Source organism: Acinetobacter sp. SWAC5 (assembly GCF_003419885.1).
Classification (GTDB): domain Bacteria; phylum Pseudomonadota; class Gammaproteobacteria; order Pseudomonadales; family Moraxellaceae; genus Acinetobacter; species Acinetobacter cumulans.
In genome coordinates, this window is the sequence record NZ_QUWR01000004.1 from 127,720 (window position 1) to 145,665 (window position 17,946).

Below are 17,946 nucleotides of genomic sequence, written 5' to 3' on the forward strand. Positions count from 1 at the left end.
TAACAAAGGAGCAGGCCCGATGTCGAATATGCAACTGGATACCCTCAGACGCATCGTCCAAGAGATTAATGCGTCAACCAGTTTGCATGAATCTTTAGATATTATGGTCAAGCAGGTTGCTGAAGCCATGCATGTCGATGTCTGCTCTATTTATTTGCTCGATGAGCGTAATCATCGTTACCTACTCATGGCCTCTAAGGGTCTTAATCCTGACTCAGTTGGCCATGTTTCACTCGACACCAATGAGGGTTTGGTTGGGCTGGTGGGTCAGCGTGAAGAAATTGTCAACTTAGACAATGCGCCAAAGCACGAGCGCTTTTTATACCTTCCAGAAACTGGCGAAGAAATCTATAACTCATTCTTAGGCGTACCTGTCATGTACCGCCGAAAAGTAATGGGTGTACTGGTGGTTCAAAATAAAGAATCTCAGGACTTTTCTGAAGCAGCTGAATCTTTCCTCGTGACGCTCTGTGCACAGCTCTCTGGCGTCATTGCGCATGCACATGCTGTGGGCAATATTGACGTATTCCGTAAACCGAGCAACTTGCCTGCCTACAAAACCTTCCAAGGGATTTCAGGTTCTGGCGGTATTGCACTTGGTCGTGCAGTCATTCTATATCCACCTGCGGATTTAGCTTCTGTGCCTGACCGCGAAGCTGATGACATCAGTGAAGAACTCGAACTCCTCGATCATGCCATTGATTCAGTGCGTCAGGAAATTCAGTCTCTAGATGACAAAATGCAAGACGCGCTGATGGCCGAAGAGCGTGCGCTATTTAGCGTGTTCCTGCGCATGTTGGATGAAAATGCCCTCCCTGCAGAAATTAAAGATGAAATCCGTGACGGGAACTGGGCGCAAGGTGCAGTACGTAATGTGATTGATAAGCACATTGCGCTGTTTGCGCAAATGGAAGATGATTACTTACGTGAACGGGTCTCTGATTTAAAAGATTTGGGCCGACGCATTTTGGCTTTTTTACAAGAAGCCGATGCCAGTCACCGTGAGATTACCGATGAAAGCATTTTAATTGGTGATGAAATTTCGACAGCCGCTTTAGTGGAATTACCTGTCGATAAAATTGCAGCCATTGTCACCACCGAAGGTGCCATGAACTCACACATGGTCATTGTGGCGCGTGCCTTAGGCATTCCAACCGTAGTCGGTGTGACTGAATTACCCATCAATACACTTGATGATGTCGAGATGATTGTGGATGCGCATCAGGGCCGTGTATTCATTAATCCACCACGTCGTCTGCGTACACGTTATAAAGAAATTCAAAAAGAAGAAGAACAGATCGCCAAAGATCTCAAGCAGTATGAAACCAAAGATGCGATTACCCCTGATGGTGTAGCGGTACGTTTATTTGTGAATACTGGTCTGATGATTGACGTGGTCCGTGGTGTACAGCGTGGTGCTAAAGGTGTAGGGCTTTATCGCTCTGAAATTCCGTTTATGCTCCGTGACCGCTTCCCTGGCGAAGAAGAACAACGCACCATTTACCGTCAGCAATTGAGCCACTTTGCCAATAAACCTGTGGTGATGCGTACCCTCGATATTGGTGCAGACAAAGATTTACCTTATTTCTCCATTGAAGAAGAAAACTCAGCATTGGGCTGGCGCGGTATTCGCTTTACCCTCGATCACCCTGAGATTTTCTCTTCACAAATTCGCGCCATGCTCAAAGCCAGTATTGGCCTGAATAACTTGCACATTTTACTGCCTATGGTGACCAGTGTCAGTGAAGTTGAAGAAGCACTCTATTTACTAGACCGTGACTGGCAAGCTGTTCAAGAAGAAGAACAGGTGAAAATCACCAAACCGAAAATTGGTATTATGGTGGAAGTACCAAGTGTGCTGTTACAAATTGAAGAATTTGCACATTTGGTTGACTTTTTCTCGGTGGGTTCCAACGACTTAACTCAATATTTATTGGCGGTAGACCGAAATAACCCACGCGTAGCCAATGTCTATTCGCACTTACACCCTGCCGTATTAAAAGCCCTCACCCGCTTGGTGCAAGAGTGCCATAAATACGATAAACCTGTGAGCATTTGCGGTGAAATGGCTGGCGATCCTATTTCGGCCGTATTATTGATGGCGATGGGCTTTAATACCCTGTCGATGAGTTCAAGTAATATTTTGCGGGTGCGTAAAGCCATTTGCCATGTGCCAATGACCGATGCACAAGCGTTACTTGAGCATGTATTAAAAATGAATAATCCACTGATGGTGAAAAGTTGGATGGAATATTATTTTAGAACGCATGGCCTAGGTGACATGGTCAAAGCCTCTACACGTATTGTGAGCCTTTAATTCACGGGCTCAGCTTATTTTTCATGGCAGGTGCCTATGGATTTTATTCTGTTTTTAGTTTTTGCAGGTGTGGTGTTTTATTTTAACCAAATCAAACCACGCCAAAATCAGCGCGCGAACACGGAGCTCGAGGAACGTGCACCCCAACAGGTGCTACGCCAAAAACCGATCAAAACAGAAACATCATCACTAAGCCCTACCACATACTCGCGTCAGACGATTGAACGCCCACGCATGCCTCCTTTACACGGCATTGAAATATCAGCAACCCAATGCCGACGCCTAGGTAAGGATGATCCTTCAGTGATTGCAGCCCAGTTAAATAAAGCGTACTCGACTGGCACAGGCCATCCCCCTTCTTTCTTTGATCAGCTTAAACAGCAGTTAGAAAAAGTGGCTCAATCTGCCCAAGAGCATAGTCACTCAACATCCCCGACAGCGCCAACCTTAAGCAAACAACTCCATAAAATCTTTGATGATTTATTTTCCGAGCAACGCCCACGCTAAATTCAGCGTATATAACCTTATAGACTCAGAACTAAACGCAGTTACTGCTTGCAATACCAGCAAATAAAACGCTATAAAATCAATACTATTCAATCATTCACACACAACTGAAGTGACACTATGAATGTCGGTATCTTGTTATTTAATGAAGTAGAAGTCTTAGATTTTGCAGGCCCTTTTGAAGTCTTTTCAATTTGTAGCAATGCAGAGCAAAAAAAATTATTTAATGTATTTACTGTATCTGAGCACGCTCAAATTAGTGCTCGCAATGGATTGCAAATCACCAGCCATTACACCTTAGACACTGCCCCGCATATTGATATTCTTGTGATTCCAGGTGGACTTGGGGCCGAAACTGTCGAAATGTATAACGTGCCACTCAGACAATGGCTACTGCAGCGTCATGCACAGGCTCAACTGACTTTTTCGATTTGTACAGGTGCATTTATTTTGGCAGAAGCTGGTTTGCTAAATGGTTTAAAAGCCACAACACACTGGATGGACATTGCACGTCTCACGCAAGATTATCCGCACATTGAAGTACTCAGCGATGTGAAATATGTTGATGAAGGCAAAATCATTACTGCTGCGGGGATTTCTTCGGGGATCAATGCATCGCTTTATATTGTGGCCAAATTGCATGGCTTAGAGATTGCGAAGCAAACAGCGAAACGTATGGAATATGATGCAGCATTTGTTTAATGCAGATATTCAAGCGGAAGAATTCAGCAGAGTGATAATTTAGAAAATACACTGAAATAAAAAGGGAGATAATCATTCGAATATCCCCCTTTTTTGTGCTTTGCATAGCCACGTTTGGCATTTTTCTTTCGATCTACAAAAGTTTGGCTTTTGTTAAAATCGTTCATGTGTTTTGCCACAAAGTTGCGAACTTCAACTTCGGGCAGGACTTTTTTCTTTGCCATTTGCATTCACCTTTTTGCCTATGTAGCACCCTCGTGCTGTAGTGCATATATTGGGCAATTTTTGGCAAATTTCAAGCCTTATTTTAAATGCCTTTAAAATAAGCTCGCATAGACTGGCGCCATTACATTCAGTTCTTTATACAGCAGACTGACCGCCAAAAAGCCCATTACACAGGCCAAGCTACGTACCAGCATTTTCTGTACATGTAGCGGTTTGAGCACTTTCTTTAAACTGAGCGAACAGAAAATATAAAGCCCGCCAATGAATGCCAAAGTCAGCAAAGTCACAGACATCAGCATCGGGCTTTTTTCCTGCAAAGACACCGAACCAAAAATCGCAGGTACCAAAGCCAAATAAAAAGAAATGGTTTTCGGATTACTCAAGGTAATGAGTAAACCATCTTTATATGCCGAAAAGGTTTTACCCAAATTCATCTCATTTGAGCTTGCTAATAAGTCCCCCTTAAAAGTCCAAAATTGGTAAGCCAAATACAGCAAATAACAGCTTGAAAAGACGATCAAATAAAATGAAAAATTCGGGCTAAGCTGATTGATATAACTCAATAAAAAAATCGAAGCAGACAAGTAAATCATATCTGCGGTCATCAGGCCCAAGAGCATGACCATCCCAGCTTGATAACCTTGCGATAAGGTTTTAAACATGAGACCTGTCATACCCGGCCCTGGCAATAAAGCAGCCAAAAATAAAGTAAAAATATAAGTCGAAAGCTGTGTGAAATGTTCCATTTTGCAAAGGTATGATGAGCAATGAATGGCACTATTTTTGAATAATTTTATGGGTAAAACTGATCTATTTATTTTATAAAAAGCATATAAAAGGGTATAAATAACCTATAAATTTATTTTTAAGGTAATTTATACCAATGAGCCTTTTAGACAAGACAGATGCCAAAATTTTAAAAATCCTGCAAGAAGATTCCCGTACCACCAATGCGGAACTAGCCGAACAGATTGGTATGTCGACTTCACCCTGCTGGCGTCGGGTCAAACAGCTTGAGGACACGCAAGTGATTAAAGGCTATGGCGTCTTATTAGACCGTAAAAAAATTGGTCAAGGCGTGATGGTGTTTATCCGCGTGTCGATTGATAGCCATAGCGAAAAAGAAGCCAAAAAATTTGAAGAACGTGTGACTGAGCTGGAGCATGTGGTCGCGTGTTATAGCGTGGGCGGTGATGCAGATTTCTTGCTGCAAGTCGTATCACCGGATTTAGACACTTATGCTGAGTTTTCGATGTCGACGATCCGCCGCTTACCCGGCATTAAAGAAATGCAGAGTATTTTTGTGCTGAAAGAAATTAAGCCTTTCTTGGGCTATCCGATTCACAGTCAGAAATAAAATACTGACTGAAGCCCTCTCCCTAACCCTCTCCCAAAGGGAGAGGGAATTCCAAAGTATTTAGCTTGCAAAAGCCCGTTCCAACAAACGCTCTACATCGACCATTTTGGCATCCAGCATCCCCACCACTTGCCCATGTTTCTCACTATAACGGCTTTGAATAAAGCCATCTGCCACAAAGTCTGGTGCATAGCGTTTGAGTAATACCGCTTGTGCCAATACGGTTAAACGGCTCACTAAACTGCGCCCCATAAATTGTAAATCTTCAGGCGATTGATGGAACAATCTGAATAATTCCTGCAATTCTGTTTGCAAAGTTTCATCGGTACCTGCTGTACTGGCTAAATCTTTAAACAGTACTCCAATGGATTCAGGATCACGTCCAATGGCACGCAGTACATCCAAACACATGACATTGCCTGAACCTTCCCAAATGGTATTTACAGGCGCTTCTTTAAAGATGCGTGCCATGATGCCGTTGTCGACATAGCCATTGCCGCCAAAGACTTCCATCATCTCACCGGTCAGTTCCACCGCACGCTTACAAATCCAAAACTTGGCTGCTGGGGTCATGATGCGTTTCCACGCCACAGACAAGGCATCATCCGATTCGTAGCACTGCGCCAAATGGAAACTGAGCTGCGTCGCTGCTTCACTTTCTAAAGCCAAATCTGCCAAGACTGCACGCATGAGCGGTTGTTCAATCAGATGTTTACCAAAAGCCTGACGCTGACGGGTATAGGCAATGCATTGCACCAAAGCTTGACGAAGCATGGCGCTCGAACCGACCGAACAAGTCAGACGGGTGTAATTCGCCATTTCAATAATGGTTGGAATGCCGCGCCCTGCCTCACCAATCATAATGCCCCATGCATTTTTGAATTCGACTTCCGAGCTTGAATTCGAGCGGTTACCTACTTTTTCTTTCAGGCGCTGTACTTGAATATTATTCTTGGTGCCATCTTCCAGCCAGCGCGGTACAAAGAAACAGGCCAAGCCATCTTGTTCGGTTTTTGCCACCACCAAATGCGCATCACACATCGGCGCAGAGAAAAACCATTTATGCCCTGTCAGCAGATAAGCTTTACCTCGTCCTGTTTCTGCTACAGGCACCGCAATTGTTTCATTGGCACGTACATCTGAACCGCCCTGCTTTTCAGTCATGCCCATACCGAGCCAAATCGACTTTTTTTGTGCAATCGGCACATCACGTTCATCGTATTCAGTCGATAGTAGTTTCTCGCCAATTTTCGCCCATAGTTCAGGCTCTCGCTGAATGAGTGGAATACTGCCGAGCGTCATGGAGTTTGGGCATAAGTTACCGCATTCGACCTGACCTGCAAGATAAAAGCGCGCTGCCCATTCCACCCATTTAGTCTTGGAGTTAGGCTGATTAAAAGGATGCGCATGGGTATCAAACTGGCGGTTGAGTCCCATCCATTTATGCCATGAAGGATGAAACTCGATAAAGTCAGTACGGCGACCACGAGCATCGAAGGCATGTAAGATTGGCGTGTGTTTGTTGGCTAAAGCCCCATGCTGAAAGTATTCGCTCGAACCTGCGACTTTGCCCATTTCGCATAAAGTCGACTGATCATGGCTGCCGTTGCGTTTTAAGATTTCGTGTAAAACCGTATCGCTTGAAAATAGATTGTAGTTTTCCAGTTCATCAAATTGGTTGCTGATTTGATGCGTCATCCATGTCTGTTCTAATGTATTCATCGTCTATATTTTCCGCTTGTTCTTGTTGGCTTTTCATTTCAGTATAGAGAAAATTTAAAGCATAGGCGTTCGGTTTTCCACGCTTAAAAATATGAAGAATTCAGCCATTCAAATACGGCGCAAGCCACGTCAATCACGTGCCAAACTGACCCAAGAAGCCTTACAGGACAGTTTTGTTCGGCTTTTGCATGAGCGTCCTGCCAGTCAAATTACCATTCGTGAAATTACCGACCTTGCAGGCGTGGGCTTGGGAACGTTCTATGAATATTTTTCTAAGAAGGAAGATTTGATTGCGCTGACCATTCATTTGCATGTGAAACACAATGCGGAAAGCTTAAAAAGTTATGCACAAAGCTTGATCAAGTTATCCACAGATTTGGATGTTCAGGCGTATTTGGAGCAAATTATTCACTTTCAAATTGAGCAAATTCAAGCACAGCAATTTTTATGGTCACAGGTGTTTTTGTTGGAACGGCAAATTTCAGATATTGAAAGTTACCGTAAGAGTTATGCCATGATGGTGCACATGTGGCAGAGCATTCTTGAACCGTTTATTCAGAATGATGAACAACTCAATAAGTCGATGGCTTTAAATATGCAACGAGTGTGTTATGGCTTTGTGTCGCAGACTTTATTGATTGAGCCTGAGTTTTGGGAGTGGCAACAGCTTGAAAAGGATATATTAAAATCAATTAAATAAACTAGAAAATTAAATTAATAAAAAATTCAAAAGCTTAAACAACAATCATATTTACAATAACTTAAAACAAACAAATCTAAATAATTTGCCATAAAACCTAAATCTACAATGTGAAAAAATACTAATCTTTTCGCGTTTTACATACCTTTCATCACACTCTAAATATGTTCGTGTTTAAAAGGTTGAATACTCTCTTAATGCATACTTTGGACCCCCCCTATTATGAATAAGTTCATCTATTCACTTTTATTACCAACGACATTATTGATTAGCGCATGTGGAGGTGGCGGTGGCAGCTCAAATGACACCAATATAGAATCACCGACAACACCAACGCAACCGCCCGTAACTACGCAAAATATTCTAAGCTTTCCCATCACTCAATTTAAAATAAATAAAGTGGATATTGGCACACAAGCAGATATTTTTTCGATTCAACAAAATAATCAATCACTGTTGAATACTCTTATTTCAGAAGAGTCCAAAACATTGTATCAACAAAATACCAATTACAATCCTAACTGGCTTGGATGGCAAGAATTCATTCTTACTAAGAATAAACTCTACTATTCTGCAAATAGTCAGCACCCTCTTTACGTGATTAAAAATGCAGATTCAGTCCTAGAGCTAGCCTATGATGTGGATGGTAAAGGCTTAAAATCTACGATTAAGTTTAAGAATATTTCGATTGCTAACGAAACTGTAAATTCAAAAAAGATCACAACAGACTTGTTTAATAACTATATTCATTCAGATCTGAATGATGCTAACTTTATTAAACTCAGCAATGCAATTAATGCTTTATCTTTCAAATTTGATCAAGATGCTGTCTGCCATCAATACTTATCTAAACAATTCAATCAAGCCAATATTATTTTTTCTGAAAGCCAAGGAAATGACAAAAAAACTTTAGAAGATTGGAAGGCTGAACAAGCAGCTCTCAAAAATACAATAGTTGAAGCAACGTGGGCAAACCATAAAGTTGCTTATGTGGTAAGTAGTCCAGATCAAAACTTTTATATTGGGCTAGGCTACCGTCAAAATGCTGCGATTGAAAAAGATGGCAAATTGTATGAAGGACTTTATGATGATGCGCGTGTTTATGATTATCGTGAAGAATATGATAGTTCAGTACAGTTTTCCGCGGGCATTTGTCAGGCCTTCAATTCATCTGCTGCTGCAACCTTATATCAAGCAATATTAACACTACCTAAACAGTCATAATTGTTGTTGATACAACAAGTAAAAAACCGCCCTTTCGAGCGGTTTTTTTACATCTCAATGCAAATTACTTCACATCAAAACGGTCTGCATTCATCACTTTCGTCCAAGCTGCAACAAAGTCTTTTACAAACTTCGCTTTGTTGTCATCTTGCGCATACACTTCTGCATACGAACGTAGAATTGAGTTAGAACCAAATACAAGGTCTACACGTGTTGCTGTGTATTTCGTTTCACCTGTTGCACGGCTGACAATGTTGTACGAGTTCTTACCTGTCGGCTTCCAGTTGTAAGCCATATCCGTCAAGGTCACGAAGAAGTCATTGCTTAATGTACCCACATTGTCTGTGAACACACCTGCTTTAGAGTCACCGAAGTTCGCGCCAAGTACACGCAAACCGCCGACAAGCACAGTCATTTCAGGAGCCGTTAAGCCCAGCAATTGCGCACGGTCTAGCAGCAACTCTTCAGGCTGAACCACGTAGTCCGCTTTCACAAAGTTACGGAAGCCGTCCGCTTTTGGCTCAAAGTCTTCAAATGAGTAAGCATTGGTTTGCTCTTGAGATGCATCACCGCGGCCTGATAGGAATGGAACAGCCACTTCTACACCCACAGCTTTTGCCGCTTGCTCAACTGCCGCTGTACCGCCCAATACGATCAAGTCTGCAATGCTGACCTGAACGCCTGAAGCTGCTTTGATTTCTTCAAGTTTAGCTAATACTTTCGCTAGACGCGCTGGTTCGTTGCCTTCCCAGTCTTTTTGCGGCGCAAGACGAATACGCGCGCCATTTGCACCGCCACGGAAGTCAGAACCACGGTAAGTACGTGCGCTGTCCCATGCAGTTGCGATGAGTTCAGCAGCAGATAAACCGCTGTTTAACAGTTTAGCTTTCAAATCCGCAACGTCTGCATCAGACAATGCTGTACCTACAGGAATTGGATCTTGCCAGATTAAATCCTCAGCAGGTACATCAGCACCTAAGTAACGAGATTTAGGGCCCATGTCACGGTGTGTCAATTTGAACCAAGCACGTGCAAAGGCATCATCAAGCTCTGCAGGGTTGTTGTAGAAACGCTCTGCAATCGCACGGTAAGCAGGGTCAAATTTCAGCGCCATATCGGCATCTGTCATCATTGGGTTACGGCGTACATTCGGGTTGTGCGCATCAACAGGTTTATCTTCTTCTTTGATGTTGATCGGTTCCCATTGTTTCGCGCCTGCTGGGCTGAGTGTTTTTTCCCACTCATAAGTGAACAGTAAATAAAGGAATTCGTTATCCCATTTGTCAGGATGCGTTGTCCAAGCACCTTCTAAACCGCTGACCATGGTATTTGCACCATTGCCTGTGCCTTCAGAGTTGTGCCAGCCTAGACCTTGGAATTCAACGTCCGCGCCTTCAACATCTGCACCTAAATTTTCAGCTTTACCATTACCATGTGCTTTACCAACTGTATGACCACCTACGGTTAAAGCTACAGTTTCTTCGTCATCCATACCCATACGGTCGAAAGTGACACGCATATCTTGCGCGGTACGCAGCGGATCTTGAACACCGTCTACACCTTCAGGGTTCACGTAGATCAATCCCATTTGCACTGCAGCCAATGGGTTTTCTAGTGATTCACGGTTGTCATCATCGCCATAACGGTTTTCAGTTGGCGCTAACCATTGTTTTTCTTCGCCCCAGTAAATGTCTTTTTCTGGGTGCCAAATGTCTTCACGTCCGCCACCAAAACCAAAAGTTTTTAAGCCCGCAACGTCGTATGCAACCGTACCAGCCAAAACGATTAAATCACCCCAAGAGATTTTGTTACCGTATTTACGCTTGATTGGCCAAAGTAAGCGGCGGCCTTTGTCTGTATTGACGTTATCTGGCCAGCTGTTGAGTGGCGCAAAACGTTGGTTGCCTGTGTTCGCACCGCCACGGCCATCTTGCTTGCGGTAAGAACCCGCTAAGTGCCAAGCTGTACGTACGAACATACCAATATAGCTACCGTAATCTGAAGGCCACCATTCTTGACTGCTGTTAATTAAATCGCGGAGGTCTGCTTTTACCGCTTCAAGATCAAGTGATTTGAAAGCTTCTGCATAGTTAAAGTCAGGATCTAAAGGATTGGTTTTCTTATCGTGCTGCGAAAGAATGTCTAGGTTTAAGGCATTCGGCCACCAAAATGCATTATTTGTCGTATCTTGCGTGGTCTGTGCACCTGATTGGTGAAATGGGCACTTGCCTTGCGTATTCTGTGTCATTGTAAAGCTCCAAATAATTATGAAGTAATGTTTCGAACCGTATAAATCTTTAATTCCAGTTTTAACTTAACCTTTTTAGGTGACAATATGAAGTGAGTTTTACGAATAAAAACAATCGTTTTATTCAACTTAAGACATTAAAAATAAATGAATTTTTGTTTTTCATAGATTTAGATTTCTGCATATATTTAAAATTCAACACTGATGGTTATTTTGTAATATTATTTATATAAGCCATATTAGAAATTTTTAAAAAAAATCAACAAAATTGATTCCCCATAATCATCATATTTCTAGTTTTCTTTAAAATAAAGCTATTGATATTCAAATATAAAATGATAAAAAGGTGCTCTGCGATGCAATACAATATTGAAAAGATTATCCAGCAACATAACATTATTTTATTCGATGCAATTTGCGTACTTTGTAATGGCTGGGCCAAGTTTTTAATTCAAAATGATACGCAGCAAAAATTTAAATTGGCTTCTGTCCAATCGCCTCTTGGGGAAGCGATTTTAAAATATTATGCAATGTCGACAGTGGATTACACCACGATGGTGGTTATTTTCAATGGACAACGCTATCTCGAATCTACAGCTTTGCTCAAAGTCATGCAGCACCTAGGCATGCCCTATTCGCTACTCAGTGCAGGCTATGTGGTTCCTCAATTCATCCGTGATTTTTTATATCGGCGTGTCGCACTGAATCGCTATCAATTGTTTGGTACAACCGACTATTGCATGTTGCCATCAACAGACAACCAACAGCATTTTTTAGAATATGCCATCCATGACTAAACTACATCGACACATTCTGCTAGGCATTCATGCCACGCTAGCGACTTTATGGATCTATCAGGGCTTGGTGCCTAAAATTTTAGTACAAGCTCCAGATGAATTACGTATTTGGGCACTGCAAGGCGTCACTGCAGATCATGCGGTCATACTCATGCAAATGTCAGGTTGTGCTGAAATTATATTTGGGCTGTTGTTTTTTATCTTGAGAAAAAGTTTGTGCTTACATGCACTCAATTTACTGGCGATGCTACTTTTAAGCGGATTAATTGTATGGCTCGATCCAAGTTACTTTTTGCAGGCTTTTAATCCATTTGTGATGAACCTAGCAATGGCAACACTTTCGATGATTGCCATTGCGCTCATTCAAGATGCGAAAAATACAGACTTAAACCGTTAAGCGTTTTCCTTCACGGATGCAAATAAACGGATTCATCAACTTAGAAGATTTCTGACGTGCTTTTTGTAAGTCCTCTTCTGGCTGCTCACGGCTCTCATCTGTCAGCTGGAAAGTACGGTAATGAATCGCCAAAGAACATTTGGCATGTAAGTCTTTATGCGCTTGAAATGCTTCATCAGGATTCATGTGCAAATAACGCATCAGCAAACGTGGCTCGTATGCACCAATTGGCAACAATGCTATCCGTGGCGCGCCATATTTGGCAAAGATGTCTTTAAAATGTGGTGAATAGCCTGTGTCACCGGCAAAAAAGCAATGGTCCTGCCCATTTAACACCGAAAAACCACCCCACAATGCACGATTCTGATCGCGCAGACCACGCCCTGAACCATGCTGAGCTGGGGTATATACAAATTTTAAATCACCCAATAATGCCGACTGCCACCAATCCATTTCATAGACTTGGAAATGCTCTGGCAAATAATAACCATTGCCCAAACCTGTATAAATTGGCATGGCAAAGCGTTCATGTAACCAATTTAAACTGGCAATGTCCATGTGATCATAATGATTATGACTCAGTAAAACAGCATGAATTTCTGGCAGTTCTTCTAAAGCAATCCCAGCAGGACAAACCCGACGTGGTCCACTGCCCTGTTTCGGACCTGCATATTCAGCCCACACAGGGTCTGTCAACAAGTTATAAGGGCCAATTTGAATGAGCACGGTTGCATGCCCTACAAACCACACCTGCCAATCATCTAAGCGTGCATTTGGCCTATTTTGAGGTAAAGAGCGTGACGCTTGCTCAAAGGTCGCATATTCACGCTTACGATCGACCTTCCATGTTGAGCTACGTCGCTTTAACATCCATTTAATAAAATTTGAGCGCTTATGTGCTTCAGGCGGACGCAAAGCATTTAAAAAATGCGTGCCATTAAAATGATTTGATGCAAGAAAATCAAATACAGGTTGCTGCCAAGTATGCGACAAACAACGCGCTGCAGGTAACTGGAAATTTTTATGTTCTAAATCTTGCTTCATGAATATTTCGAGTTCTTCAATGTTAAATATGCCAACTCTGACGAGTTCAACCCCTACAGTGACACCGAAAGTAGCGAATTTCAACCACCTACAGGACCTTTGTCTACGTTGAATCGATCAACTGCCATTGTACGCTAATAAAGAGTGCCATAATTTTATGTAAATTATGTTGAATTTATGCGTCTAGACTTTGCAACATGATCAACTTTTAAGTTCTTTCAACAAGGACAAAGATCAAACACACATCGTAGGTGTTCCACATGGAACATTTTTCACCCAAACATCAAAAGAGACATAAAAAAAGGAAGTCTCAGACTCCCTTTCCTTCACCACCGTATATTATTTGGCAAAATACTGCTCGCGCCACTCTTTCCAAAAATACAGCACAATACCAAACATCACCACAGCAATCCCCAGTACAGCATTAGCACTAATGTGTTCGCTATTTAATGTTGCGCCTAATACCAGTGCAATAATTGGCGTCATCACATTACTTAAAGACACGGTTGAAGCCGCTAGGCGTTTGATCAGCCAGAAGTAGCACAGCATTGCCACAATAGATGACAAAATCATGGTAAACAAGAAACCAATGATGGCATTACTACTTGGTATTTCGGTTGGAAAATGCTGCCAAATAAATGGAATCAGCAGTAATGAACCCAGTGCAGATACCATAAGTGAACCTGTCGCCTGTGACATCGGCTTCAAAGGTGCATTAATTTGTTTCACCCAAAAAATCGAACTGATGTATGACACCATACTGATCAGCATCAATACCACGCCCCACGGATTGACCTTGCTGTCGGCAGAATCTAAAAAGACAAAACTCAAGCCACCGACGGCAACCGCCATGCCCAGCCACTGCAACCACACCAGTTTATGCGTTTTTAAAATCACATGCCCAATCAGGCCTGCAATGAGCGGTGAGAAACCAAAAATCAGCGCCATCAAGCCAGAGGTCAAATAATTGGCAGCCAAATAAATAAACAGCTGCGCGCCAATCAAATTTAGACTGCCTGCTACGTAACTCTGTAGCGATACTTTGTCAAAAGGCAGCGGATTACGCATAACCGCTAAAATGGCCAAAGCAATGACACATGCGCCAAAGTAACGAATGATCAGCACCCACATTGGATGCACTTCCGCCACGCTCCATACAATTGCAAGCGGCGTTGCTGCCCAAATCAGCACCAGCAAAGCATAAATACTTGCCGTGACGATCATGGGAGAGGAATTAGAGTTCATAAATGGTTCTATCGCAATATAAATTCAGAAGCATTGCAGCACAGAAAATCCACCCAAAATCTATTCCGCGTGGCGGCATGGATGCCGCCGATAAGCTGAGATATAGGGATATACCTTCAGCTTATCGAAAGATTTTTGTCACTTTTGATCTCTCAAAAGTGAGGCTTCACCTGCGCGTGAGCAGTTACCCATGACACAAAATTTGAGGTTTTGATATTCTCATCATCATTGAAAAGTAAGACATACCTACGCAATGCCATTAAAAATTAAAATGCAAATTGCGGTCATGCCTCAATCATCAAAAAATATAGCCATAAAAAAGCAGACCTAGGTTGCCCAAGGTCTGCCCTTTTGTAAACGCATTAATAACGCAAAGGTTATTTCACGAGTTTACGAAGATCTTGGCTTAGATCTAAATATTTATCAGCTTCAAAAGCAGCTTGTTTGCTGATTAGCTTTTTAAGATGACGCATTTCTTTCGCCGCATTTACAGTAATACCGCCAACGATCACACCGTCAGTCACACCGAACAACACGAAAGAAGATTCCGCGCGTTGTTCCGCATTGATTTCACCGCGAACAAGCCATTCAGTCGCAGCCATATCACCAACAAATTGATAGTTGATGTCTAACTGGTCTGTCCAGAACCATGCAGGGTTTGGCGTAGGATGCTCAACACCCATCACATGACGTGCAAAGATGCCTGCTTGAAGGTTGGCATTTTCCCAAGTTTCCACACGGCGATGGTTACCGCAGTCACGCAGCTGAGTTGCAACGTCACCAGCTGCATAAATGTCAGCATTTGAAGTTTGGCAGTTTTCGTTGACTTTGATTGCAAGGTCAACGTCTAAACCAGCTTCAGTCGCAAGCTGTGCATTTGGCACGATACCAATACCGTAAACCACTGCATCTGCACGAAGCTCTTCACCGCTGCCTAAAGTCACAACGATTTCTTCGCCATCCAATTTGCAATCTGCAATTGAAGTTTCAAGGCGTACATCAACACCAGCAAGGCGCTGCTGTGCCAATAAGAATTCGCTCAATACACGTGGAGATGAACGACCCATCACCATTGGACCCATTTCAATCACTGTAACGATACAGTCTTTGAAACGTGCAGATGAAGCAAGCTCTAAACCGATTACACCGCCACCGATCAAAATAATACGACGGCCAGCTTGTAATACTGGAACTAGCGCTTGTGAATCTTCAAGATTACGCAGTGTATAAACGTGTTTACCCAACGCATCAAAGTTTGGTAAACGACGCGCAGCACCGCCAGTCGCTAGAAGCAACTTGTCATAAGCAACAAGGTCACCGTTTTGAAGTTCAACAGTCTTCGCGTCTGCATTGATTTTCACAACGCCATTGCCGCGAATTGTCTCTACACCAAGATCAGTCAGCTTTTCTTCTGACAAAATTTCGATTTTGGTTTCTTCAGGTTTTAGAATCACGTCTTTTGATAATGGCGGACGCTCATAAGGAAGATGCGTTTCATCACCAATTAAAATGATTTTGCCTTCGTATTTGTTCCCACGAAGTTCTAAAATCGCGCTCGCACCTGCTTGACCAGCACCTACGATTACAACGGTTTCAATATTGCTCATATCTCTTAACCCTTTAACTCTGCAGATACGATGCCGAAGCCCGCAATCCACTCGCTAATATCTTCATAACAGTGAGTCGTCATTTCGTACTCACCGATTTCGTGAAGGGCTGCAAATGCTGCCATCCAAGAACGAACTTCTTGACCACCACGGCCACCGTCACGACGGATTTCATCTTCTTGCATTGCTTCCATTGCAGCGAAATCAGCATTCTTGAATTTCTCAAGCAATGCGATATCCCACTCAGGACTCAATGGCACAGCAACAGAAGTATCACCCGCAGCCAATTTTTGACCTACAGCAATAATCTTCGCTTGACGTGCATTACGTGCCTCTTCCGTTGGGTTACGGCCAGCAATCAGGAACTCTTCCACTTCTGGCGGTACAGAACCCATTTGCGGTGTAGGCGGATCGTGTGAAAGACCGCCAGTACCCAATACAAGAACACGCTCGTTTTCAAGGTTTAAAGACTTGATAAACTGACCTACAGCACGGCCCAAAGCGATCGTACGCTTTGTGGTTGGCATTGGTGCTGCAGCGCCATTAATAAATACTGGAATCGTTGGGTAACGATCAAGTTTGCCTTCACATAAGAAATGTAATGGCTGAGTCACACCATGATCCGCTTGCATACGGTAAGAGTACGCAACGTCAACACCTTCATCGAGTACACGGCGAACCATAGCCAAAGCTTTGTCTTCAGGTACATCAATGTGGTCATTGTCTTTACCATAATCCCAGTCGCCTGCTGCTTTGGCACGAATACCTACGCAGAAACTTGGCATAAGGTCATAGAAGAAACCATTAAAATGGTCTGGACCAAACGTGATGATTAGGGTTGGGTCGTAAGCTTTTACTTCAGCAGAAAGTGTTTCAAATGCAGAACGGACTTTTTGTTCTTGCGCTTGATCTTGCGGTGAAGCAAATTCCATCAAAGGACTGTGCGATGCACAAATAAGTTTAACGGCCATGAGAGACTCCAAAAAGGAAGGCAGCTAATGGTTAGCTGCCGATAAGTCCATTTAAGACTAGATTTTTATTCGTCAAAGAATCCCGCACGTGGCTGACGTAAGCCGCGAATACCAAGACCGCATTCTGCATTAATCAGAACACCAGTCAGCGGACGGTTATTTTGACGAGATGCCAAGAGCACATAAGAACCTGTCATTTCTTCCGGTTCAGGTAAGAAATTCAGTGGCATACCACGTGCGATTTTCTCAGGATCACGTGCATCTAATAAGCCAAGGTTTTCTTGACCCAAAGATGCAGCACCTTTGATATTCACATTCATACCTGATGGTGCAACAGCGTTCACTCGTACTTTAGGCGCAAGTTCATAGGCTAATTCTTTCATAATCCCCACACCAGCATGCTTAGATGCAGTATATACAGGGCCTCCGCCAGCGGAGTACAGTGCCGAATTAGACAAAGTAAATATGATAGAACCTTCAGAAGCGATCAATGCATCAAGCGCAGCCTTTGCACCTAAGATGAGCGATTTGGTGTTAATACCCATAATCTCATCAAAGGCTTTTTCTAGCTGCTCGCCAGAAGTATTGACGATATCTGCATAGTGATCCCAGATACCGGCATTACCTACGAAACAGTCGAGTTTACCGAAACGCTCTACAGTTGCTTGAACTGCACGAACGTTATCCGCATAGCTGGCTACATCACCTTCAATTGCAAGAACCTTACCACCAAAGTGCTCATTCAATGCATCCACTTTTGCCTTTGAACGTTGAAGAACGGCCACTTGTGCACCTTCTTCTAAGAAACGTTCAACCAAAGCCCAGCCTAAACCAGAACCACCACCAGTAATAAGTGCAACTTCGCCTTGTAGCCAACCCATGC

Annotated in this window: 17 protein-coding genes; 8 read left to right on the forward strand and 9 right to left on the reverse strand. The window is 42.9% G+C overall.

Features of this window, described 5'->3' with window-relative positions; all coding sequences use genetic code 11:
• Window positions 1-19 precede the first annotated feature (19 nt).
• The 3 genes from ptsP to DYI81_RS04485 all read left to right on the forward strand — a co-directional run bounded on the left by ptsP (window position 20) and on the right by DYI81_RS04485 (window position 3,526).
• Window positions 20-2,317: a phosphoenolpyruvate--protein phosphotransferase gene (ptsP, locus tag DYI81_RS04475; RefSeq protein ID WP_106985372.1), complete on the forward strand. Its 2,298-nt coding sequence runs from the start codon at window positions 20-22 to the stop codon at window positions 2,315-2,317.
• A 36-nt stretch (window positions 2,318-2,353) separates the two neighbouring features.
• Window positions 2,354-2,824 carry a hypothetical protein gene (locus DYI81_RS04480; RefSeq protein WP_117006832.1) on the forward strand — a complete coding sequence of 157 codons (471 nt, stop codon included), beginning with the start codon at window positions 2,354-2,356 and terminating at the stop codon, window positions 2,822-2,824.
• A gap of 120 nt (window positions 2,825-2,944) precedes the next feature.
• Complete coding sequence (locus DYI81_RS04485; RefSeq protein ID WP_106985370.1) at window positions 2,945-3,526, forward strand: DJ-1/PfpI family protein; 582 nt, start codon at window positions 2,945-2,947, stop codon at window positions 3,524-3,526.
• Between the two features lie 23 nt (window positions 3,527-3,549).
• On the opposite strand, the gene DYI81_RS04490 is transcribed toward DYI81_RS04485, so the two are convergent.
• Both DYI81_RS04490 and DYI81_RS04495 read right to left on the reverse strand, forming a co-directional pair.
• Entirely contained in the window at window positions 3,550-3,750 is a 201-nt protein-coding gene (locus tag DYI81_RS04490) for a hypothetical protein (RefSeq protein WP_117006865.1), read from the reverse strand.
• 93 nt (window positions 3,751-3,843) lie between these two features.
• The gene (locus tag DYI81_RS04495) at window positions 3,844-4,497 is read right to left on the reverse strand and encodes a LysE family translocator (RefSeq protein WP_117006833.1); all 654 of its coding nucleotides are present in this window, start codon (window positions 4,495-4,497) and stop codon (window positions 3,844-3,846) included.
• 131 nt (window positions 4,498-4,628) lie between these two features.
• On the opposite strand from DYI81_RS04495, the gene DYI81_RS04500 reads away from it, so the two are divergent.
• Complete coding sequence (locus DYI81_RS04500) at window positions 4,629-5,108, forward strand: Lrp/AsnC family transcriptional regulator (protein WP_171356308.1); 480 nt, start codon at window positions 4,629-4,631, stop codon at window positions 5,106-5,108.
• Window positions 5,109-5,168: 60 nt separating this feature from the next.
• Here DYI81_RS04500 and DYI81_RS04505 read toward each other — a convergent pair whose 3' ends face one another.
• Window positions 5,169-6,830: an acyl-CoA dehydrogenase family protein gene (locus DYI81_RS04505; protein ID WP_117006834.1), complete on the reverse strand. Its 1,662-nt coding sequence runs from the start codon at window positions 6,828-6,830 to the stop codon at window positions 5,169-5,171.
• A gap of 91 nt (window positions 6,831-6,921) precedes the next feature.
• Here DYI81_RS04505 and DYI81_RS04510 point away from each other — a divergent pair, with 91 nt between their 5' ends.
• Together DYI81_RS04510 and DYI81_RS04515 are read left to right on the forward strand one after the other, a co-directional pair.
• A complete protein-coding gene (locus tag DYI81_RS04510) occupies window positions 6,922-7,530 on the forward strand; it encodes a TetR/AcrR family transcriptional regulator (RefSeq protein ID WP_117006835.1) in 609 nt (202 codons plus the stop codon).
• Window positions 7,531-7,752: 222 nt separating this feature from the next.
• Window positions 7,753-8,754, forward strand: a complete 1,002-nt coding sequence (locus tag DYI81_RS04515) for a hypothetical protein (RefSeq protein ID WP_117006836.1) — start codon at window positions 7,753-7,755, stop codon at window positions 8,752-8,754.
• 64 nt (window positions 8,755-8,818) lie between these two features.
• Here DYI81_RS04515 and katG read toward each other — a convergent pair whose 3' ends face one another.
• Window positions 8,819-11,002, reverse strand: coding sequence for a catalase/peroxidase HPI (gene katG, locus DYI81_RS04520; protein ID WP_117006837.1), 2,184 nt, complete (start codon window positions 11,000-11,002; stop codon window positions 8,819-8,821).
• 356 nt (window positions 11,003-11,358) lie between these two features.
• On the opposite strand from katG, the gene DYI81_RS04525 reads away from it, so the two are divergent.
• Both DYI81_RS04525 and DYI81_RS04530 read left to right on the forward strand, forming a co-directional pair.
• Window positions 11,359-11,799 carry a DCC1-like thiol-disulfide oxidoreductase family protein gene (locus DYI81_RS04525; protein WP_106985363.1) on the forward strand — a complete coding sequence of 147 codons (441 nt, stop codon included), beginning with the start codon at window positions 11,359-11,361 and terminating at the stop codon, window positions 11,797-11,799.
• Entirely contained in the window at window positions 11,792-12,196 is a 405-nt protein-coding gene (locus DYI81_RS04530; protein WP_117006838.1) for a DoxX-like family protein, read from the forward strand. Before DYI81_RS04525 ends, DYI81_RS04530 begins: the two co-directional genes overlap by 8 nt.
• On the opposite strand, the gene DYI81_RS04535 is transcribed toward DYI81_RS04530, so the two are convergent.
• The 5 genes from DYI81_RS04535 to hcaB all read right to left on the reverse strand — a co-directional run bounded on the left by DYI81_RS04535 (window position 12,185) and on the right by hcaB (window position 17,944).
• On the reverse strand, window positions 12,185-13,240 hold the full coding sequence (locus DYI81_RS04535) for an MBL fold metallo-hydrolase (protein WP_106985361.1): 1,056 nt from the start codon (window positions 13,238-13,240) through the stop codon (window positions 12,185-12,187). The two genes, DYI81_RS04530 and DYI81_RS04535, sit on opposite strands and share 12 nt — an antisense overlap.
• Window positions 13,241-13,579: 339 nt before the next feature.
• Window positions 13,580-14,485, reverse strand: a complete 906-nt coding sequence (locus DYI81_RS04540; RefSeq protein WP_117006839.1) for an EamA family transporter — start codon at window positions 14,483-14,485, stop codon at window positions 13,580-13,582.
• A gap of 377 nt (window positions 14,486-14,862) precedes the next feature.
• On the reverse strand, window positions 14,863-16,092 hold the full coding sequence (gene hcaD / locus DYI81_RS04550) for a 3-phenylpropionate/cinnamic acid dioxygenase ferredoxin--NAD(+) reductase subunit (protein WP_117006841.1): 1,230 nt from the start codon (window positions 16,090-16,092) through the stop codon (window positions 14,863-14,865).
• Between the two features lie 5 nt (window positions 16,093-16,097).
• Window positions 16,098-17,063, reverse strand: coding sequence for a 3-carboxyethylcatechol 2,3-dioxygenase (locus tag DYI81_RS04555; RefSeq protein WP_117006842.1), 966 nt, complete (start codon window positions 17,061-17,063; stop codon window positions 16,098-16,100).
• A 65-nt stretch (window positions 17,064-17,128) separates the two neighbouring features.
• The gene (gene hcaB / locus DYI81_RS04560) at window positions 17,129-17,944 is read right to left on the reverse strand and encodes a 3-phenylpropionate-dihydrodiol/cinnamic acid-dihydrodiol dehydrogenase (RefSeq protein ID WP_117006843.1); all 816 of its coding nucleotides are present in this window, start codon (window positions 17,942-17,944) and stop codon (window positions 17,129-17,131) included.
• Window positions 17,945-17,946: the final 2 nt, after the last annotated feature.

What these genes read in the sequence shown, in the direction of transcription:
- DYI81_RS04510 (WP_117006835.1), top strand. Translation starts at nt 6,922, where the DNA reads ATGAAGAATTCAGCCATTCAAATACGGCGCAAGCCACGTCAATCACGT.
- DYI81_RS04540 (WP_117006839.1), bottom strand. Translation starts at nt 14,485, where the DNA reads ATGAACTCTAATTCCTCTCCCATGATCGTCACGGCAAGTATTTATGCT.
- DYI81_RS04535 (WP_106985361.1), bottom strand. Translation starts at nt 13,240, where the DNA reads ATGAAGCAAGATTTAGAACATAAAAATTTCCAGTTACCTGCAGCGCGT.
- DYI81_RS04515 (WP_117006836.1), top strand. Translation starts at nt 7,753, where the DNA reads ATGAATAAGTTCATCTATTCACTTTTATTACCAACGACATTATTGATT.
- DYI81_RS04480 (WP_117006832.1), top strand. Translation starts at nt 2,354, where the DNA reads ATGGATTTTATTCTGTTTTTAGTTTTTGCAGGTGTGGTGTTTTATTTT.
- hcaB (WP_117006843.1), bottom strand. Translation starts at nt 17,944, where the DNA reads ATGGGTTGGCTACAAGGCGAAGTTGCACTTATTACTGGTGGTGGTTCT.
- ptsP (WP_106985372.1), top strand. Translation starts at nt 20, where the DNA reads ATGTCGAATATGCAACTGGATACCCTCAGACGCATCGTCCAAGAGATT.
- DYI81_RS04490 (WP_117006865.1), bottom strand. Translation starts at nt 3,750, where the DNA reads ATGGCAAAGAAAAAAGTCCTGCCCGAAGTTGAAGTTCGCAACTTTGTG.
- DYI81_RS04495 (WP_117006833.1), bottom strand. Translation starts at nt 4,497, where the DNA reads ATGGAACATTTCACACAGCTTTCGACTTATATTTTTACTTTATTTTTG.
- DYI81_RS04530 (WP_117006838.1), top strand. Translation starts at nt 11,792, where the DNA reads ATGACTAAACTACATCGACACATTCTGCTAGGCATTCATGCCACGCTA.
- DYI81_RS04555 (WP_117006842.1), bottom strand. Translation starts at nt 17,063, where the DNA reads ATGGCCGTTAAACTTATTTGTGCATCGCACAGTCCTTTGATGGAATTT.
- DYI81_RS04505 (WP_117006834.1), bottom strand. Translation starts at nt 6,830, where the DNA reads ATGAATACATTAGAACAGACATGGATGACGCATCAAATCAGCAACCAA.
- DYI81_RS04485 (WP_106985370.1), top strand. Translation starts at nt 2,945, where the DNA reads ATGAATGTCGGTATCTTGTTATTTAATGAAGTAGAAGTCTTAGATTTT.
- hcaD (WP_117006841.1), bottom strand. Translation starts at nt 16,092, where the DNA reads ATGAGCAATATTGAAACCGTTGTAATCGTAGGTGCTGGTCAAGCAGGT.
- katG (WP_117006837.1), bottom strand. Translation starts at nt 11,002, where the DNA reads ATGACACAGAATACGCAAGGCAAGTGCCCATTTCACCAATCAGGTGCA.
- DYI81_RS04525 (WP_106985363.1), top strand. Translation starts at nt 11,359, where the DNA reads ATGCAATACAATATTGAAAAGATTATCCAGCAACATAACATTATTTTA.